Annotated in this window: 18 protein-coding genes; 9 read left to right on the plus strand and 9 right to left on the minus strand. The window is 64.7% G+C overall.

The window, feature by feature from the left end; genetic code table 11:
* The coding region (locus JO059_RS20415) for an acyltransferase (protein WP_293322073.1) at window positions 1-1,205 on the minus strand (1,205 nt) is incomplete at its 3' end.
* Between the two features lie 56 nt (window positions 1,206-1,261).
* Here JO059_RS20415 and JO059_RS20420 point away from each other — a divergent pair.
* The 3 genes from JO059_RS20420 to JO059_RS20430 all read left to right on the plus strand — a co-directional run bounded on the left by JO059_RS20420 (window position 1,262) and on the right by JO059_RS20430 (window position 3,840).
* Window positions 1,262-2,233 carry an aldo/keto reductase gene (locus tag JO059_RS20420; RefSeq protein WP_293322075.1) on the plus strand — a complete coding sequence of 324 codons (972 nt, stop codon included), beginning with the start codon at window positions 1,262-1,264 and terminating at the stop codon, window positions 2,231-2,233.
* 368 nt (window positions 2,234-2,601) lie between these two features.
* The gene (locus tag JO059_RS20425) at window positions 2,602-2,940 is read left to right on the plus strand and encodes a DUF732 domain-containing protein (RefSeq protein ID WP_293322077.1); all 339 of its coding nucleotides are present in this window, start codon (window positions 2,602-2,604) and stop codon (window positions 2,938-2,940) included.
* A gap of 117 nt (window positions 2,941-3,057) precedes the next feature.
* A complete protein-coding gene (locus JO059_RS20430; RefSeq protein ID WP_293322079.1) occupies window positions 3,058-3,840 on the plus strand; it encodes an SDR family oxidoreductase in 783 nt (260 codons plus the stop codon).
* A gap of 80 nt (window positions 3,841-3,920) precedes the next feature.
* Here the strand turns inward: JO059_RS20430 and JO059_RS20435 are convergent, their stop codons facing one another.
* The 5 genes from JO059_RS20435 to JO059_RS20455 form a co-directional block, all read right to left on the minus strand.
* Window positions 3,921-6,827, minus strand: a complete 2,907-nt coding sequence (locus tag JO059_RS20435; RefSeq protein ID WP_293322081.1) for an MMPL family transporter — start codon at window positions 6,825-6,827, stop codon at window positions 3,921-3,923.
* Entirely contained in the window at window positions 6,824-7,258 is a 435-nt protein-coding gene (locus JO059_RS20440; protein ID WP_293322083.1) for an MmpS family transport accessory protein, read from the minus strand. The genes JO059_RS20435 and JO059_RS20440 overlap by 4 nt, the downstream gene beginning before the upstream one ends.
* Window positions 7,259-7,307: 49 nt before the next feature.
* Entirely contained in the window at window positions 7,308-7,442 is a 135-nt protein-coding gene (locus JO059_RS20445) for a hypothetical protein (RefSeq protein ID WP_293322085.1), read from the minus strand.
* 70 nt (window positions 7,443-7,512) lie between these two features.
* Entirely contained in the window at window positions 7,513-8,121 is a 609-nt protein-coding gene (locus JO059_RS20450; protein ID WP_293322087.1) for a TetR family transcriptional regulator, read from the minus strand.
* Between the two features lie 35 nt (window positions 8,122-8,156).
* Window positions 8,157-9,086, minus strand: a complete 930-nt coding sequence (locus tag JO059_RS20455; RefSeq protein WP_293322089.1) for an alpha/beta hydrolase — start codon at window positions 9,084-9,086, stop codon at window positions 8,157-8,159.
* A 102-nt stretch (window positions 9,087-9,188) separates the two neighbouring features.
* Here JO059_RS20455 and JO059_RS20460 point away from each other — a divergent pair, with 102 nt between their 5' ends.
* The gene (locus JO059_RS20460) at window positions 9,189-10,556 is read left to right on the plus strand and encodes an aldehyde dehydrogenase family protein (protein ID WP_293322091.1); all 1,368 of its coding nucleotides are present in this window, start codon (window positions 9,189-9,191) and stop codon (window positions 10,554-10,556) included.
* Between the two features lie 3 nt (window positions 10,557-10,559).
* Here the strand turns inward: JO059_RS20460 and JO059_RS20465 are convergent, their stop codons facing one another.
* Both JO059_RS20465 and JO059_RS20470 read right to left on the minus strand, forming a co-directional pair.
* Entirely contained in the window at window positions 10,560-11,162 is a 603-nt protein-coding gene (locus JO059_RS20465) for a methylated-DNA--[protein]-cysteine S-methyltransferase (protein ID WP_293322093.1), read from the minus strand.
* The gene (locus tag JO059_RS20470) at window positions 11,159-11,662 is read right to left on the minus strand and encodes an RNA polymerase sigma factor (protein ID WP_293322095.1); all 504 of its coding nucleotides are present in this window, start codon (window positions 11,660-11,662) and stop codon (window positions 11,159-11,161) included. Before JO059_RS20470 ends, JO059_RS20465 begins: the two co-directional genes overlap by 4 nt.
* Window positions 11,663-11,854: 192 nt before the next feature.
* On the opposite strand from JO059_RS20470, the gene JO059_RS20475 reads away from it, so the two are divergent.
* The 4 genes from JO059_RS20475 to JO059_RS20490 all read left to right on the plus strand — a co-directional run bounded on the left by JO059_RS20475 (window position 11,855) and on the right by JO059_RS20490 (window position 14,620).
* Window positions 11,855-12,631 (plus strand): isocitrate lyase/phosphoenolpyruvate mutase family protein, encoded by a 777-nt coding sequence (locus JO059_RS20475; protein WP_293322097.1) that lies wholly within the window; start codon window positions 11,855-11,857, stop codon window positions 12,629-12,631.
* Window positions 12,632-12,651: 20 nt separating this feature from the next.
* Window positions 12,652-13,146 (plus strand): methylated-DNA--[protein]-cysteine S-methyltransferase, encoded by a 495-nt coding sequence (locus JO059_RS20480; RefSeq protein ID WP_293322099.1) that lies wholly within the window; start codon window positions 12,652-12,654, stop codon window positions 13,144-13,146.
* Entirely contained in the window at window positions 13,146-13,859 is a 714-nt protein-coding gene (locus JO059_RS20485) for a 2OG-Fe(II) oxygenase (RefSeq protein WP_293322101.1), read from the plus strand. The genes JO059_RS20480 and JO059_RS20485 overlap by 1 nt, the downstream gene beginning before the upstream one ends.
* Before the next feature lie 185 nt (window positions 13,860-14,044).
* Entirely contained in the window at window positions 14,045-14,620 is a 576-nt protein-coding gene (locus tag JO059_RS20490; RefSeq protein WP_293322103.1) for a PE family protein, read from the plus strand.
* 216 nt (window positions 14,621-14,836) lie between these two features.
* On the opposite strand, the gene JO059_RS20495 is transcribed toward JO059_RS20490, so the two are convergent.
* A complete protein-coding gene (locus tag JO059_RS20495) occupies window positions 14,837-18,220 on the minus strand; it encodes a pyruvate carboxylase (RefSeq protein ID WP_293322105.1) in 3,384 nt (1,127 codons plus the stop codon).
* Between the two features lie 369 nt (window positions 18,221-18,589).
* Between JO059_RS20495 and JO059_RS20500 the strand changes: the two genes are divergently transcribed.
* Window positions 18,590-18,694 (plus strand): DUF6400 family protein (locus tag JO059_RS20500; RefSeq protein ID WP_293322108.1); only part of this gene is annotated, 105 nt, incomplete at its 3' end.

Genomic DNA, 18,694 nt, shown 5'->3' on the forward strand with positions numbered 1-18,694 from the left:
GGAGCGAAGCCCGCGTAGGCGAAGAAGTGAAGGCTCAAGGCGGCCATCGCGGCACCGGCCAGCATGACCGGTTCGCCCCAGCGCTGTGGGGCGGGTATGGCGAGCCTCGGCAGCGGCGCGGCGAAGAACCGTCGCTGCCACCACAACAGCACCATCTCCGCCGCCGTCACCAGGCTGAGTACGACGACCCATTCGAGCCGGACCAGCCACCATGCGGCGGTGCCCTCGGGCGGTTGCGGGAACAGTGCCGCCGGGTAAGCGACGATCGCCACGATCACGACGGGAATCATGTGCCAGAGGTAAAGGGCCATCACATTCTCGTTCGCCGCGGACAGTACCCGCCGGATCACGCCGGCGCGGAGCACGCGGTTGAGCGCGGGTGCGAGTGTCACCACCAAACCGGCCTGCGCGCAGGCGAAGGCCAGCATCGCCACCGTGGGCGGCGTGGTGTTCTGCACCGCCTGGCCGGGAACGCCGATCATGCTGACCGGATAACGACCCAGCCAGATCGACAGCGCCAGCGCGACACCCGCACCGACCGCGAGCACAACGGGTCTGCGACCGGCCAACAGCCCGCAATACCAAGCGATTCCGAGCTGGTAGAGCGCTCCCCAGCACAGGAAATAGTTGACCCAGCCGACATACGGCACGTGCCCGACGATCGTGGCCGCATCCAGAACGGCCACTCCCACCGCCAGCGCGCCGGGCACCCATAAGCCCCAACGGCGTTGTGCGGCAATGGCAATGGGCGTCAGCGACACCACCACGAGGTAGACCGCGAGGAACCAGAGGTGCATCGCGACCGCCCAACCCGCGTACTCCAGCACGGTGGCGGACACGTCACAGGCGACCAGAACTCCCACGACCGTCGACACCAGCGCGACGTACACGGCGGTCGGTCCTAAGACGCGGGCCAGCCGACGCCGGAGCCACACCTCCCGCGAGAAACCCTCCGAGTCACATCGATGCGTCCATGACACCGCGCCGGCGTAGCCGGCCGCCAAGAAGAACACGGGAACCGCCTGAAAAATCCAGGTCAGCCACTGCGTCCAGGGCACGTCGACGAGCGGGTTCTGCCGCCCGAAATGCCCATGGTGATAGGTGACCGATGCGGCCAACCAGTGCCCCAGCACGATGAGCACCACGCCCGAGACCCGGTAAAAGTCGACCGCGAGGTTGCGGGCCGGTGGGGTGCCATCGTGCACGAGCGCCACGGTACCTGTCACTTGGCGGCGGGGTAGCCGGGCGCACAATTACTCCCATGAAGGTTGCTCATCTCGCCGAACTCGAAGTGGGACGCATCGGTCTGGGCGCGATGGGCATGTCAGTCGCCTACGCGGGCGCCGGGAGCGACGACGCCGAATCCGTGCGCACCATTCATCGCGCCATCGATCTGGGGGTCACGCTGATCGACACCGCGGAGGTCTATGGGCCCTACGTCAACGAGGAGCTCGTCGCTCGGGCCCTGCGCGGCCGGCGGAATCGGGTGGTGCTGGCGACCAAGTTCGGCCTGCTCTCGCACACCGGCCGTGACGGGCTCGACAGCAGTCCGGCCAATGTTCGCCTCGCCGTGGAGGGGTCGCTGCGCAGGCTCGCGACCGACCACATCGATCTCTACTACCAACACCGCCTCGACCGCGGGACTCCGATAGAGGACACGATGGGTGCGCTGGCGGAACTGGTTGCGGCCGGCAAGATCAGACACGTCGGCCTTTCCGAGGTCGGCGTGAACACCATTCGACGCGCCCACGGGGTACACCCCGTCACCGCCGTGCAGTCCGAATACTCGCTGTGGACCCGCGATCCCGAAGAGGGGGTGCTGGACGTGCTCCGCGAACTCGGAATCGGATTCGTCGCCTATTCGCCGCTGGGCCGCGGCTTTCTCACGGGCGCCATCCGTTCCACCGCCGAGCTTCCCGACAGCGATTACCGCAAGACCAATCCGCGCTTCTTCGACGAAAACTTTCAGCACAACCTCAAGAGCGCAGACGAACTCCGCGACATCGCCGCCGACGTCGGGGCCACCCCAGCTCAGGTCGCGTTGGCATGGCTGCTGGCCAAAGGGTCGGACATCGTGCCCATTCCGGGAACCAAGCGGGTTGAACGGCTCGAGGAAAACGTCGGCGCCGACGGGGTCGAGCTCACCTCTGAGCAACTGTCGAGGCTCGACCGACTCACCCCGGCCGTTGGCGGCCACCACGCCGAAGCGCAAATGGGTTGGATCGACCGCTGACACCGCCGCCGCTCGTGCGCGGTGGTCGGCCTTGCCACTCCTGTGGAAGGCCTTGGTCGCCGCGAAGCGAGCGGATGGCCGAGGCAACGCCGACAAGGCGATCACCTCCGCCGCGGCGATCCCTCGAGCCGGTGTGCTGATCGGCCGAGCGAATTGAACCAGAGCTGAATCATGGTCTAACCACGAGTGAAAGTTCGCGGTGCTTCCGCGCGCCGGCCTAACGCCGCTGGCCTGTTCACCAGGTAGATCATTGACCTAGGAAACCGTCGACAGCGAAAACCGTCAACATCGGAAATTTTCGAGGTTTAAGCGCGGACCCGGGCGTCGATCCGGTTCTTGGAGAAAACATCGAAAGTCATGGGGGAACGATGAAGCAGCGCAAAACGACCCAGAAGATCGGCGCGTGCGCGTTCGGCGCGGTGCTGGCCGCCATGCTGGTGCCTGCGTCGGTCGCGCACGCCGACCAAACGGATCAGGATTTCACCAACTTCGTGCAGTCGCACGGCGCCAACCTCGGTACGCCGACCTTTAACGTTAATGCAGCGCACACGGTGTGCCACGACCTCGACGCCGGTTTCACGGAGAGGGATGAGGTGTCCCAAATCACCGGCGCCCATCGACTGAACTGGGATCAGGCCCAAACGTTCGTGGCCGCGGCCACCGCGGACTACTGCCCGCAACACCACCCTGCCGACAAACCCAAGTAGCAAAGTACGGCACCCCTCGGCGTCGAGGCCGACGGTTCCCGGTCACTGTGGCGCCCGGCCCGCGGCGCATACTCGACTTCTGGGCAAGAGTTGCGCGCTTACGACGGGAGACACGCGGTGGCAGAACGGTTGGCGGGCAAGGTCGCGATCATCAGCGGGGGCGCGCGGGGGATGGGTGCATCGCACGTGCGGACGCTGGTGGCCGAGGGGGCCAAGGTGGTGTTCGGCGACATCCTCGACGACGAGGGAAAGGCGGTGGCCGCGGAACTCGGCGACGCGGTGCGCTACGTGCATCTCGACGTCACCAAGCCCGAGCAATGGGAATCCGCGGTCGCCACCGCAGTGAGCGAGTTCGGCGGAGTCGACGTGCTGGTCAACAACGCCGGCATCCTCAACATCGGCACGCTGGAGGACTACCAACTCTCCGAGTGGCAGCGAATTCTCGATGTCAACTTGACGGGCGTGTTTCTCGGCATCCGCGCGGTGGTCACGCCCATGAAGGAAGCGGGGCGGGGATCGATCATCAACATCTCATCGATCGAGGGGATGGCTGGGACCATCGCCTGCCACGGTTACACCGCAAGCAAATTCGGTGTACGCGGGTTGACCAAGTCGGCGGCACTCGAGTTGGGGCCGAGCGGGATTCGAGTGAATTCTATCCATCCCGGGCTGATCAGGACGCCGATGACCCAATGGGTGCCCGAGGACATCTTCCAGACGGCGTTGGGCCGGGCCGCCGATCCCCGGGAGGTTTCCCATCTGGTGGTATACCTGGCCAGCGACGAGTCGAGCTATTCGACCGGTTCGGAGTTCGTTGTGGACGGGGGCACCACCGCCGGCTTGGGGCACAAGGACTTCTCCGCCGTCGACGCCGGCCAGCAACCGGAGTGGGTCACGTAGCGCATTTTGGCCGCGAAACTGTATTCCGCTACGCGTTTCTCAAGTAGGACCGTCGGTAGTTGCAGTCTCGCGGCGAACCGTTAAGCGTTGACGAGTTCTTCGGCCTTCTTGGCCGGCGCGGGCCACGGTGACGGCACGGGTCGTTGACGGACACGTTGTGGCCACCAGAACCATTTGCCTAGCAGTGCGGCGATTGACGGCGTCATCAGCGAACGCACGATGAGCGTGTCGAAGAGCAGGCCGAGCCCGATGGTGGTGCCCACCTGACCGATGACCGTCAGTTGGCTCACCGCCATCGTCATCATCGTGAACGCGAACACCAGACCCGCAGAGGTGACGACCGATCCGGTACCGCCCATCGCGCGGATGATGCCGGTGTTCAGGCCCGCATGGATCTCCTCCTTGAACCGCGACACCAGGAGCAGGTTGTAGTCGGCACCTACGGCCAACAGGATGATGACGGACATCGCTAGCACCATCCAATGTAGTTCGATGCCGATCAGATGCTGCCAGATGAGCACCGCCAGCCCGAAAGATGCCCCCAGCGAAAGCAAAACCGTGCCCACGATCACCGCCGAGGCCACGACGCTTCGCGTGATGATCAGCATGATGATGAAAATCAAGCACAGCGAGGCGATTCCGGCGATCAGCAGGTCGTAGTTGCTGCCATCCTGCATGTCCTTATACGTCGCCGCGGTGCCGCCGAGGTAGATCTTGGAGCCCTCCAAAGGCGTACCCTTGAGCGCTTCGTAGGTAGCCTTCTTGATCGCATCGATATGCGAAATGCCCTCGGGCGTCATCGGATCGCCGTCGTGGCTGATGATGAAGCGCACGGCGTGGCCATCGGGCGGCAGGAAATTCTTCATGCCCTTCTTGAACTCGGCGTTGTTGAAGATTTCCGGCGGCAGGTAGAACGAGTCGTCGTTCTTGGACGCGTCGAACGCCTTCCCCATGGCACTGGAGTTCTTCTGAGCCTCGTTCTGCTGATCCTGCAGTCCCTTCTGGGTCGAATACATGGTCAGCATCGTGGTTTTCATTGTCTTCATGTTCTCGATCATCGAGGGCATCAGCGCCACCATCTGAGGCATCAGGGAGTCGAGGTGATCCATGACGGGCAGCAGGCTCTGAATGTCGTCGGTCATGGTGTCGATGCCGTCGAGGGCATCGAAAACGGAGCGCAAGGACCAGCACACCGGGATGTCGAAGCAATGCTTCTCCCAGTAGAAGTAGCTGCGAAGGGGACGGAAGAAGTCCTCGAAATCGGCCATGTGATCGCGCAATTCGGCGATGTCCAAGGTCATGTCGTGCATCTTCTTGACCATGACGTGCATGCTGTCGGCCATCTGCTGGGTGATGCTCTGCATCTTGACCATGCTGTCGATCGTCGTCTGCATCTCGTCGGCCTGCTTGAGCATGTCGGCCAGCTGGTCTTGCTGGTACTTCTGAGTCATCTGCTGGGTGACGCCTTGCATGCTGATCTGGAACGGGATCGACGTGTGCTCGATCGGGGTGCCCTGCGGTCGGGTGATGGCTTGCACGCGCGAAATTCCGGGCACCCGGAAGACCGCCTTGGCGACCTTGTCGATGACCAAAAAGTCCGTGGAATTGCGCAGATCGTGGTCGCTTTCGATCATCAGCAACTCGGGGTTCATCCGAGCCTTCGAGAAATGCCGGTCCGCGGCCGCGTAGCCCGCGTTGGCGGGCAGGTCCGCGGGAAGGTACCTGCGGTCGTTGTAGTTGGTCCGATAACCGGGCAGGGTCAACAGTCCGACGAGAGCGATTGCGATCGTCACGATGAGGACCGGGCCGGGCCAGCGGACGACGACGGCCCCGACCTTGCGCCAGCCCCGGATACGTTGTGCGCGCTTGGGCTCGAGTGTCTGCACGAAGCGCGCGGCCACCGAGATCACCGCGGGGCCAAGCGTCAATGCCGCCGCCACTACCACCACCATGCCGATGGCCAATGGGATACCGAGCGTTTGAAAGTACGGCAGGTTGGTGAAGTGCAGGCAGAATGTCGCGCCGGCGATCGTCATGCCCGAACCGAGCACGACGTGCGCGGTGCCGCCGAACATCGTGTAGTAGGCGTCTTCTCGCGATTCGCCGACGGCCCGGGCCTCCTGATACCGCCCTATCAGGAAGATCGCATAGTCGGTCGCGGCCGCGATCGCCAGCGTCACCAACAGGTTGGTGGCGAACGTGGAGAGCCCGATGATTTTGTAGTAGCCGAGGAAGGCGACCATGCCCCGGGCAGCGGATAGTTCGAGCACCACCATCATCAAGGTGAGTAGCACCGTGACGATGGATCGATAGACCAGCAACAGCATTGCGATGATGACCAGGAACGTCACGGTGGTGATCACTTGCAGGCTGCGGTCGCCTGCGATGTGCTGATCGGCCGCGAGCGCGGCCGGTCCGGTGACATACGCCTTGATACCGCTGGGCACCGGCACGCTCTTGACGACGTTTTGGACGGCCTCCACCGACTCGTTGGCCAGCGCCTCGCCCTGGTTGCCGGCGAGGTAGACCTGGACATAGGCGGCCTTGCCGTCGTTGCTTTGGACGCCCGCACCGCTCAACGGATCGCTCCACATGTCCTGGACGTGTTCGACGTGTTTGGTGTCGGCGTCGAGCTTTTGGACGATCCGGTCGTAATAGGCGTGGGCGTCGGCACCGAGCGGGTTTTGGCCCTCCAACACGATCATCACCGAGCTGTTGGACTTGTACTCGCCGAACACCTCACCCACGTGCCTGGTGGCGATGACCGACTGCGCGTCGTCGGGGCTCATCGAGACCGAACGCATCTGCCCGACCTTGTCCAGTTGCGGGACAGTCACATTGAGCACCGCGATGATCGCGACCCAGCCGATGATAATGAGCACCGCGAACCTGCGGATGATCCGCGGGATCGCGGGACGCATGGTGTGCCGGGCGATCGGGAGGGCGTCGGTGCGGGCGTCGGCCGCGTGTTCAGCGCTTGCGCTCATGCGGATTTCACCAAGCAAAAGGTCAGGGCGTGCACGCCGTTGGTAATGTTCTCGTCCTTGACCTCGTCGTCGATGGTGATGCGGCAACCCAGGCGGTCACCATCGCTTTGTGCCGACAGGTTCGGGAAGACCGACGGGGCGGTCGTGCTCACGACCAGCGTCCAGGGCAACGGTGCGCCGTCGACTCGCTTGGGATCGGCGCTGAGGTCCAGATAGTTCACGTTTGCGCTGCTCGCCGAGCCGAAAACCTCATACTTGACGACCTTGGGCTTGAACGGCTTGGAATCGTCGATGCGCCCGTTGGACACCGGAGCGGCATTCTCGGCGGCAAAGAACGATTTGACCCGCGCAACGGTGAAACCGCCGACCACCACCACCGCCACGATCAGCAGCGGTAACCACGCATTGCGCACGAGCCTTGACATCTGCATCGGGGTGCGTCCCCTCCCTTGTCACGCGCGGTGGTGTGATAGCCCTGCGTCAGCGATCGATGACGTTGCGCCACAATGCCATCGGCGAAGCCATCGGCAAAGCCACCGCAAAGCCATCAGCGGTTGAAGCGAAACGGGCATCCGATGGCAGGTGCTGGCGTCTCCCGTCGTCGCGCGCTGCCATGAAGGCATGATACAGCCCCTGCATAGTTTGCAGATAATGCAAAAAAGTGATCTAGGTAACTGTCAGCTCGTCAGTCCGTGAAGATGCTGTTGACCAGCGCTGCGGCGCGTTCGACGTAGGGCATCGGCGTGTCGTCGGAATCTTGTGGCTCCGCGCTGGCCCAGCGCTCGATGCCTGAGCGAACGGCCGTCAACGCCAAGGCGGAGATCAACGCCGGTATTTCGTCGTCGGGGCGCATGCCTTGGCGTCGGGCAACGATGTCGGTGAGTTGAATTTGGAACCTTTCCAACTCCGCAAGGAAGGCGGTCAGCACAGCGGGGCTCGTCTTCGCGAGTTCGAGCATGGCGGCGGCCTTTTCGCGCCTCGGCGGCATGTCGCGAAGATGGTGCGCCGCGAGGGTGATCAGTTCTGCCAGCACGACCCGATACGCGGCTGGGCCGGCCGCGACAAAATCCGCGGCCTGGTCGGCGGGCAGGTCCGAGGGACCGTAGGCGATGGCGGACTCTTTGTTCGGGAAGTAGTTGAAGAACGTGCGGGCCGAAATGCCGGCTTCGACGCAGATCTCTTCGATCGTCACCTTGTCGAAGCCGCGTTCTTGCGCCAAGCGCACTGCGGCATCGCGGATGTCCGCGCTGGTCTGTCGGCGGCGGCGCTCCCGAAGACCCAGGGGATTGGCCATGACCAATATGGTTGCACGGCACGCAAACTTTGCAGTCAACCAACGGGTCGGGCGAGGGCTTTCCGCAGGTGCTCACACTGGCTGGCGAAGAATTTCACCGAAATCGGCGCATTCTGCGCGACTTGGTCGAACGCGTGAAAGGCGCCCGGGGCGATCTCCTCGTGCACCGGAACACCGGCCTCCCGTAGGCGCCGGGCATACTCGACGCACTCCCGATAGAACAGATCCAACGTCCCGACGCCGATCCAGGCGGGCGCCAGCCCGGACAAGTCTTCGCGGCGGGCCGGCGCGGCCTCCTGAGGATCCGCCCCGTTCAGATACCAGCGCCAGGCCAGCTGATTGTCGGTCTCGGTCCACATTATGCGTCTGGGACCATCGCGATTGGCGCCGGTGCGATCATCGAGCATCGGATACACCAGCAGCTGAAAGGACAGCTTGAACTCGTTGCGGTCGTGGGCGCGCTGCGCCACCGCGGCCGCGAAATGCCCACCGGCACTTGCGCCTCCGACGGCGACTCGATCCGGATCCACCCACGGTTGGCGCGCCAGCCAGCGCAGCGCCGCATAACAATCTTCCACCGGGGTGGGATAGGGATGCTCGGGCGCCAGGCGGTGTTCCACCGCAGCCACCGCGACGTCGGCGATACGAGACAACCTGCGCAGGTACTTGTCGTCCTGGGCGGCGTGGCCCATGACCGTCCCCCCGCCGTGGATCCACAACATGGCCGGTGCCCGGTCGGGGAGACCGGCCGGACGATGCAGGCGAACCGTGACGTGCTCGTTGACCGCGGCGACTGGGACGTCACGGAGTCGTCCGGCGTTGCCCATCATGTTCATCAGTCCGCGTTGAAACTTGTAGCCGCCGTAGAGCGCATAGCCGCGGGGCAGCACGCGGGCCACCTTGCGCAGATCGGGATCTATCGCGTGGCGTGAGGTGAATGTGTGTTTGGCGGATCCGCCTGCCATTGCGTGCTCTCCGGTCCCGTGCGCTGGCCCAGGCCGACCCTACGCTGTGTGCTCACATTCGGCCGGCAGATTGGCCGGGAGATGAACAGGGTATTCGGGGTCGTGCCTTCCGCTCTGACCAAGATCATCAGCGTTCTCGATCCCCGGACCGGCGACACCGTCACACAATTGCCGTTCACCGAACCGTCCGACTGTGACGCCGCGGTCGCCCGCGCCGCGGGTGCCGCCGACGCGTGGGCCAGCGCCGCGCCCGCAGAAAGAGCAGCCGCGGTAGCCGCGGCGGCGGCCGATATCCGCGATGCCGCCGACGAACTCGCCGAGCTGGATGAGCGCGAGACCGGGAAGCTGCGCGGCGACGCGCGTGGGGGCGTGGACGCCGGAATCGGCACTCTTTTGCAGTACGCCCAGCTCGGGCCGCTGCACCGCGGTCGCAGCCTGCAGGGCAGGTGGTCGGCGACCGATCTGATGGTTCCCCAGCCGCGGGGTGTGGTGGCGGTGCTGGCGCCGTGGAATGATCCCGTCGCGGTGGCCGCGGGCCTGCTCGGCGCGGCGCTCGTGACCGGAAACACCGTGGTGCACAAGCCGAGCGAACGGAGTCCGCAGACGGGTCGGCGGTTCGCCGAACTGCTGGCCGCCCGTCTCCCCGACGGGGTGCTGGAAATCGTGGACGGCGACGGGACGGTCGGTGCTCGATTGGCCGAGGACGAGCGCGTCGACATGGTCGCGCACGTGGGCAGCAGCGCGACCGGTCGAGAGATCACCCGCGTTTGCGCGGAGCGCGGTGCCAAGGTGCTGTTGGAAAACGGCGGCAACGATGCGCTGATCGTCGACGCCGATGCGGAGCCGCGGTGGGCCGCGCGCCAGGCTGCACTGGGCGCCTTCGCCAATGCGGGTCAGATCTGCGTGTCGGTCGAGCGGATTTACGTCGTGCGGTCCCTCGCCGACCCGTTCATTCACGCGCTGGCGGACGAGGCGACGTCGTGGGCCGAACGGATCGGACCGCTGGTCGATGATTGCCACCGCGCGCACGTGCACTCGCACGTTGAGGACGCCGTCCGACGCGGGGCGCATATCGTGGCCGGCGGCGAGCCGCGCCCGGGTCCGGGCTCCTACTACCCGCCGACGGTGCTGACGGACTGCACGCCGGACATGCTGGTGATGTGCGAAGAAACGTTCGGTCCCATCGCCCCGGTGCGGGTGGTGCCCGACTTCGCCGCGGCCCTTACCGAGGCTGCCGATGACCGCTACGGCCTAGCCGCCACCGTGCTGACGGGGGACATGGCGCACGCGCAGGATGCGTGGCGCAGTCTCCCCGTGGGGACGGTGAAGATCAACAACGTGTTCGGCGGCGCCCCCGGCGGAGCATCCGAGCCGCGCCGCGCCAGCGGCAGCGGGTTCGGCTTCGGCCCCGAACTTCTCGACGAGATGACCACCATGAAGGTCGTGCACTGGTCGTCGCCGGGCGACTGAGAGCTAACGATCCCGCTCGAGATCGAGCAACACGCGCTTGGCGGCGGGTCCGCCCCGATATGCCCCGGGGGTTCCGTCGGAGCGGATCACCCGGTGGCACGGCACGAAAATGGGGATCGGGTTGGTCGCGCACGCGGTCCCGACGGCGCGCACCGCCCTGGGCGAGCCGGACAGTTGGGCCAGGGTCGCATAGCTCACCGTGGTGCCGTAGCCTACGTTTCCCTTGAGGTGGTCCAGCACCGTACGCCGAAAGCCTTGCGACAGCGACCAATCCAGCGCCACGTCAAAGTCGTGGCGACGACCGGATAGGTATTCGTCCAGTTGTCGAACCATCGGATCCAGGCGTCCGGGTGCTTCGAGTACTCGCGGGCTGATGCGATCTGCGAGGTTCTGCAACACGCTGTCGTGGTCTTCGTTGGCGAATGCCACCCGGAGCACGCCGCGAGGCGTCGCCGCCAACATGAGTGCGCCGAGCGCGGAATCGACTGTGCGGTAGGCGATGTCGAGTAGATCACCGGCTTGGGCGTCTCGTTCCAGTCGGGCGTGTAGACGTTGGAGATGGTCGTGGTCGACGGGGAAGTACTGCGTCAGGTTCTCTGCGGTCACTGATGGTTCCTTGGGGCGATGGGGGGATAGGTGCGGCGCAGGGAGGCGATCCCGTCAGCCGCGGCGCGGCGGGCGGCGGCGACGCTGCCGCCGAGGATCTCAGCGATGTCGGAGTAGGGGAGGCCGGCCAGATAGTGGTAGGCCACGGCCTGGCGTTGTTTGGGCGGCAGCGCGGTGACGGCGGCGTCGAGGTCGAGATCGCGGGTGTCGGCCCGATCGTGCGCGGGGGAGTCAGGCGGATCAGCGACAGGTACGGCCCTGCGCGACACTGCCCTCACCATGTCGATGGCTTTGCGGTGGGCGATGGTAACCAGCCATGCCTCGATATTTGCGTCGGCCGGTAGTTTTGGGTACGCGCGCAAGGCGGACAGGAACGTTTCCGACCACGCGTCATCCGCGTCGGCGTGTCCGACCACCGCACGAACGACTCGGAAGACCGTGGCGCCGTGCTGCGCCACTATGGCCTCAAACGGCGGCTTGACGTGGCGTTTTACGGTCACCCGTCGTCACCGACAGCATTGGATGAACATGCGAATTCCTCCCGCAAAACATACTGGTCCCGTCCTGAAGACGTCTGCGACGTGTGAAATGTGAGAAGCGTATTCGGCTACCAGTCGCCCGCGGGACCTCACGTCGTCGACCGAGCGGACGTCTACTTGAGTAGTGGACAGACGACAACGGTGAGGTGACAGATGAGCTTTCGCGCCCTTCATCGCCAAGGCGCTGCGTTCGTTTTGCCTAACGCGTGGGATGTCCCCTCGGCGCTGGCATTCCTGGCGGACGGCTTCACGGCGATCGGCACCACCAGCTTTGGCGTCGCATCCAGCATCGGTCGCCACGACGGGGGACGCGTTACCGGGGACGCGAACCTCTCGCTTGCCAACGCCTTGGCCCCGCTGCGTTGTCACGTCAGCATCGACATCGAAGACGGATACAGCGACGAACCCGACGCCGTGGCCGACTATGTAGCGCGATTGCCCGTTGCCGGGATCAACATCGAAGACAGCACCGATGGAGAACTTATCGACCCGGCTCTGGCAGCTGCCAAAGTCGCCGCGATCAAACAGCGCAATCCTGAAGTGTTCATCAATGCCCGTGTTGACACCTATTGGCTGCACGAGCACGCCGACATTGCGACCACGATCGAGCGGGCCCTTCGTTATGTCGAGGCGGGCGCCGACGGGATTTTTGTGCCGTTGGCCAACGATCGCGTCGAACTCGCCGAACTTGTTCGCAATATTCCGCGCCCGCTCAACACGCTGCCCGTGCCGGACCTCACGCTTACCGATCTCGGCCGGCTGGGGGTAGCCCGTGTGTCAACCGGTTCGGCGCCATACCGCGCGGCTTCGTACGCGGCCGCCCAGGTTGCCCGGGCCGTACGCGACGGACAGCCACTGCCGCCATGCGCGCCGTACGAGGAGTTGCAAAACAGGCTGATTGCCCACGAGGACGATGCTGCGAAGGGTTAACGATGCACACACTGCACACGGTGATCGATAGTCCCCTCGGCGGGCTGACGCTGGCCAGGAACGGCGAAACCCTGACGGGGCTGTACTTCCCGCACCACTGGCACCCGCCGAGAGCCGACGATCTGGGCCGCTGCGTTGAGCCGGCCGGCGACGCCCTTTTCGATCGCGCGGCGGACCAGCTCCACCAATACTTCACCGGAAATCGCACGGCGTTCGATCTACCCATTGCCCTCCGCGGTGAGCCGCGCCGGCAGCGAGTCTGGGAGTTATTGGCCGAGATCGCCTACGGTGCGACCACTACCTATGGCGAGCTGGCCGCCGACTTGGGCGGCACGTTCACGGCATACGAAGTCGGCCAGGCGGTGGGCCGCAATCCGCTCAGCATCATCGTCCCGTGTCACCGCGTCGTCGGAAAAGACGGCGCCCTAACGGGTTACGCGGGCGGCCTGAAGCGCAAACGGTTCCTGCTCGATCTGGAGGCGCCGGTGCCCGCGGCCGCCGACAGGTTGTTCTGATGCCGTCGACATGGGGTCGCCGAGTGCAGGCAGCAGACTGGGACGCGGTCACCGACGACATGAATGACCTTGGTGGCGCGCTGCTTCCACGGCTGATCACTCCCGAAGAGTGTGGGCCGGTGCGTGCTCTCTACCGCAACGACAAGTTGTTTCGCCGCACCATCGACATGGGACGCCACCGCTACGGAGAAGGCGAGTACCGCTACTTCGATAGGCCGTATCCAAGCCCGATCGAGGAGCTGAAACATGCCCTCTACCCGCGGTTGTTGCCCATCGCGCGGGACTGGTGGGCCAAGCTGCGCCGCGACCCACCCTGGCCCGACACACTTGACGAATGGTTGCGCATGTGCCATCGCGCCGACCAGACCAAACCGACTGCCCTCATGCTGAAGTACGGTCCCGGCGACTGGAACGCTCTGCATCGAGACCTCTACGGCGACTTGGTCTTTCCGTTGCAAGTCGTCATCAACCTCTCCGAACCGGGCGTGGCATACACGGGCGGCGAATTCCTCCTCGTCGAGCAACGGCCGCGGGCGCAGTCACGGGGCACCGCGATCATGTTGCCGCAAGGACATGGCTTCATCTTCACCACCAGGGAACGGCCGATCCGCTCGACGCGGGGATGGTCGGCCGCTCCGGTGCGCCACGGGGTTTCCGTCGTGCGCTCAGGTGAGCGCTACGCCCTCGGCCTGATCTTTCACGATGCCGCTTGAAAGCTAGTATGGTGCGTCGTTGTCGGGCCAGACGACTGCTGCCGCGGCCCAAAAGCGCGTGGCGGCGGCCCGGCGGCCCGGCACAAGCGCAGTGCACTGCCACGGGATGTATTACCATCGCCCTGTCGCCGATCGGGAGCGACATCTCGGAGTAACTTGAGGTGCCGGAGGTATCGGTGGGGTTTGTGAGCGCAGCGCCGGAGCCGATGACGGCTGCGGCTTCGGATTTGACGAAGATCGGTTCGATGATCAGCGAGGCCAATTCGGCCGCGGCAGGCCCGACCACGGGGCTGTTGGCTGCCGGCGCTGACGAGGTGTCCACGGCTATCGCGGCCGTATTCGGCTCCCACGCTGAGGAATTTCAGGCGCTCAGCGCCAAAGCTGTGGCATTCCACGACCAGTTCGTGCAGAACTTGACCCGCAGCGCTGCAACCTACGTCGAGGCCGAGGCTGCTAATGTGCCGCCGTTGCAGATGGCGGCGAATCCGGCGGCGTCAAGTGACCCGGCCAGGTACCGGCTACCCGTGGGATCCGGGAAAATCATCTTTGATGCGGCCAAGCGCCTCTTTAACTCGGCTAAGAGGCTCAAGAGTAATGAAGATAAATTCAGGAAGCTTGAACAAACACAGGCTCAAAAGAAACTCAGCGAAGAGGAAGAGCGGGCCAGGCGGAAAGAAATCGACACAATTGTAAAGTACAGATATCCGGGCTGGCAAAGATACAAGGATTTTTTTGGACGCACCGTGTATAACGAGGTCTAAAAGCTTCAATGTGTCGGCGCGGGCGGCGAAAACGCCGACCTTGCAAAACATCCTGGAAGATTGCCGCTGACTGAATCTCCCCGGGTGTGTGGGCCGCAGTAACGGGGACCCGCCAAGGCGGACGGTCGATCACAGCCCGTCTGCGTAATCCGGCGTAGGTATTGGCACTGCACCCCGACCGTCGCGATGCCTTTCTTCACGTCACCGGCCGACCTGTCAAGTGATGACCATCAGCAGGTCGCCGCCTTCAACCTGCGCGGTGGCAGAGACAGCAACGCGGGCAACGCCTCCCGCTTTCGGGGCGGTGATGGCGGCTTCCATCTTCATGGCCTCGATGGTGGCGATGGTTTGTCCGGCCTCCACCTCGTCGCCGACGTTGACGGTGAGGGTGACCATGCCGGCAAACGGCGCGGCCACGTGGTCGGGATTGGAGCGGTCTGCCTTCTCCGCGATGGGGATGTCGGTGGCGATGCTCTGGTCGCGCACCAGCACCGGCCGCAGCTGGCCGTTGAGGATGCACATCACGGTGCGCATGCCGCGTTCGTCGGGTTCGGAGATTGCTTCCAGGCCGATGAGTAGTTCCACCCCACGTTCCAGCCTCACCCGGTGTTCCTCGCCGCGGCGCAGGCCGTAGAAGAACTGGTTGGCGGTCAGACTGGTCGTGTCGCCGTAGGCATCCCGGTGAGCCTCGAATTCCTTTGTCGGCCCGGGGAATAGGAGCCGGTTGAGCGCGGCCTGCCGCTTCGTGCCCACCCGCGTCAACAGCGCCTCGTCCTCGGCCGAAAGCCCCTGCTCCGGTTTTGCGGGCGGGCGCCCGGCCAGCGCCTTGGTGCGCAATGGTTCCGGCCATCCACCGGGCGGATCGCCGAGCTCGCCACGCAAGAAGCCGATCACCGAATCGGGAATGTCGAAACTGGCTGGATCGGCGGCGAATTCGTCCGCGGTTACGCCGGCGCCCACCAACGCCAGTGCGAGATCACCGACCACCTTGCTGGACGGGGTGACCTTGACTAGCCGGCCAAGGATACGGTCCCCGCCGGCATAGGCCTCTTCGACCTCCTCGAACCGATCACCCAAACCCAGGGCGATCGCCTGCTGCCGCAGATTCGACAATTGACCGCCGGGAATCTCGTGGTAATAAACCCGGCCGGTGGGGCCCGGCAGGCCGGATTCGAACGGCGCGTACACCTTGCGCAGCGCCTCCCAATACGGCTCCAGACCACACACCGCCGTCAGCGACAAACCGGTGTCGTACTCGGTGTGGGCAGCCGCGGCCACGATCGAAGACAGCGCGGGCTGACTGGTGGTGCCCGCCATTGGCGCCGCCGCGCCGTCGACGGCGTTGGCGCCGGCATGCCAGGCCGCCACATACGTGGCCAACTGCCCGCCGGGGGTGTCGTGGGTGTGTACGTGCACCGGCAGATCGAATCGACTGCGCAGCCCACCAATCAACTGCTCCGCGGCCTGTGGGCGCAGCAGGCCGGCCATGTCCTTGATCGCCAGGACGTGCGCGCCCGCCTCGACGATCTGCTCGGCCAATTTCAGGTAGTAGTCGAGCGTGTAGAGGTTTTCCTTCGGATCGGACAGGTCGCCGGTATAGCTCATCGCGACTTCGGCCACCGCTGTGCCGGTTTCGCGCACCGCGTCGATCGCCGGCCGCATCGACTCCACGTTGTTCAAAGCATCGAAGATGCGGTAGATGTCGATCCCGGTCGCGGTTGCTTCCTGGATGAAGGCGTAAGTCACCGACTCGGGATACGGCGTGTAGCCCACGGTATTGCGGCCCCGCAGCAGCATCTGCAGGCAGATGTTGGGGACCGCCTCGCGCAGCGCGGCCAGCCGCTCCCATGGGTCTTCCTTCAAGAACCGAAGGGCCACATCGTAGGTCGCTCCACCCCAGCACTCGATCGAGAGCAGCTGCGGAGTCATTCGGGCGATATACGGGGCCACCGCAACCAATCCCGTGGTGCGAAGCCGCGTTGCCAGCAGCGACTGGTGGGCATCGCGAAACGTCGTCTCGGTGACGCGGATAGGCCTCGACTCACGAAGCCACCGCGCGAACCCCTCCGGGCCCGCTTCGGCCAGCAACTGCTTGCTGCCCGGCGGCGGCTCCGATTCAAGGTCGATGTGGGGCAGTTTGTCCTGTGGGTAGACCGCCGACGGTCGCCGGCCGTGCGGCTGGTTGACGGTCACGTCGGCCAGGTAGTTCAGGATCTTGGTGCCGCGGTCGGCCGGGGTGCGCGCGGTCAGAAGGTAGGGGCGCTCGTCGATGAACGACGTGGTCACCCGGCCCGCGCGGAAATCCGGATCGTTGACCACCGCCTGCAAGAACGGGATATTGGTCGACACGCCGCGGATGCGGAATTCGGCCAGTGCGCGGCGGGCGCGGGACACCGCCGCCGGGAAATCACGCCCCCGACAGGTCAGCTTGACCAGCATCGAATCGAAATGTGCGCTGATCTCGGCACCCAAATGTGTGCCGCCGTCCAAACGGATGCCCGCGCCACCGGGCGTCCGATAGGCCGTGATTCGCCCGGTGTCCGGGCGGAAGCCGTTGGCCGGGTCTTCGGTCGTGATCCGGCACTGCATCGCCGCCCCGTGCAGCTGCAGCGAATGTTGGCTCAGCCCAAGGTCTTCGAGCGTCTCGCCGTCGGCGATGCGCAGCTGAGAGGCGACCAGGTCGACATCCGTGATCTCCTCGGTGACGGTGTGCTCAACCTGGATACGGGGATTCATCTCGATGAACACATAGTGGCCGCGCTCGTCGAGCAGGAATTCGACGGTGCCCGCATACGAGTAGTTGATCTGGCGCGCGAAAGCGACCGCGTCGGCGCAAACCTTGTCGCGCAGTTCTTCGGGCAGGTTGGGTGCGGGTGCCAGCTCGATGACCTTCTGGTGGCGCCGCTGCAGGCTGCAGTCGCGTTCGAACAGGTGCATCACGTTGCCGTGGGTGTCGGCCAGGATCTGCACCTCGATGTGTCGCGGGTTGAGCACCGCCTGCTCCAGGTACAGCGTCGGATCACCGAATGCCGACTCCGCCTCGCGCGACGCCACCTCGATCGCTTCGGGCAGTGCCGCCGGGTCGGCCACCCGTCGCATGCCGCGTCCGCCGCCACCGGACACCGCTTTGACGAACAACGGGAACTCCATCGATTCGGCGGCCGCCATCAACTCGTCGTGCGACGACGACGGCGCCGATGAATGGAGTACCGGCAACCCCGCCGCGCGCGCCGCCGCAATCGCCCTGGATTTGTTCCCCGCCAATTCGAGGATGTCCGCGCGCGGCCCGACGAAGGTGATGTCCGCGTCGGCACACGCGGCGGCCAGATCCGGGTTTTCCGATAAGAAGCCGTAACCTGGGTAGACGGCGTCGGCGCCCGACTCCTGAGCGACCCGGATGATTTCATCGACCGACAAATACGCTCGAACGGGATGGCCCTTCTCGCCGATCTGGTACGACTCGTCGGCCTTCAGCCGATGCTGCGAGTTGCGGTCCTCATAGGGGTACACCGCAACGGTGGCGATGCCCAGCTCGTAGGCGGCCCGGAAGGCCCGGATCGCGATCTCTCCGCGATTAGCGACCAGAACCTTCGAAATCACGACTTCCTCAGGCTTTCGTCAACGGACGAATTCGGCAGGCGGAGGCACATCGCCGCTAAGCAGGCAGTATCTCACTTGTCATGGGTAAAGCCCAGTTCGTCGCCGTGCGAAGACATGCACGTTCATGGCGCCGCAAACGGTGGGCTTGCCCGCTGATCTTTTGTCACCGTGACGTATTGATGACTCGTGCTCGGCGACGGGCGGGGGATCGCCGATTGCGGTTTGCGATCGCCGAGATTCAGCACCCGTGGGCCCGAGGACGACCAAGTGTGACGGACCTCAAACCACGAAAGTGACGGACCTCATAGTCTAATGACCGTGATTAGGGCATCCTAACCATTCGTTTGTATAGCTAATCCTGGGGGAGCGATGCCCGACCTTGACTTTGCCTATGACTTGACGCTCGACGAGGCGCGTCGGCGCAGCGCAGTGCTTGAAGCGATCGGCGACGATTGGGATCCCATCGCCGTGCTC

Origin of the sequence: Mycobacterium sp. (assembly GCF_019247615.1) — a bacterium.
Classification (GTDB): domain Bacteria; phylum Actinomycetota; class Actinomycetes; order Mycobacteriales; family Mycobacteriaceae; genus Mycobacterium.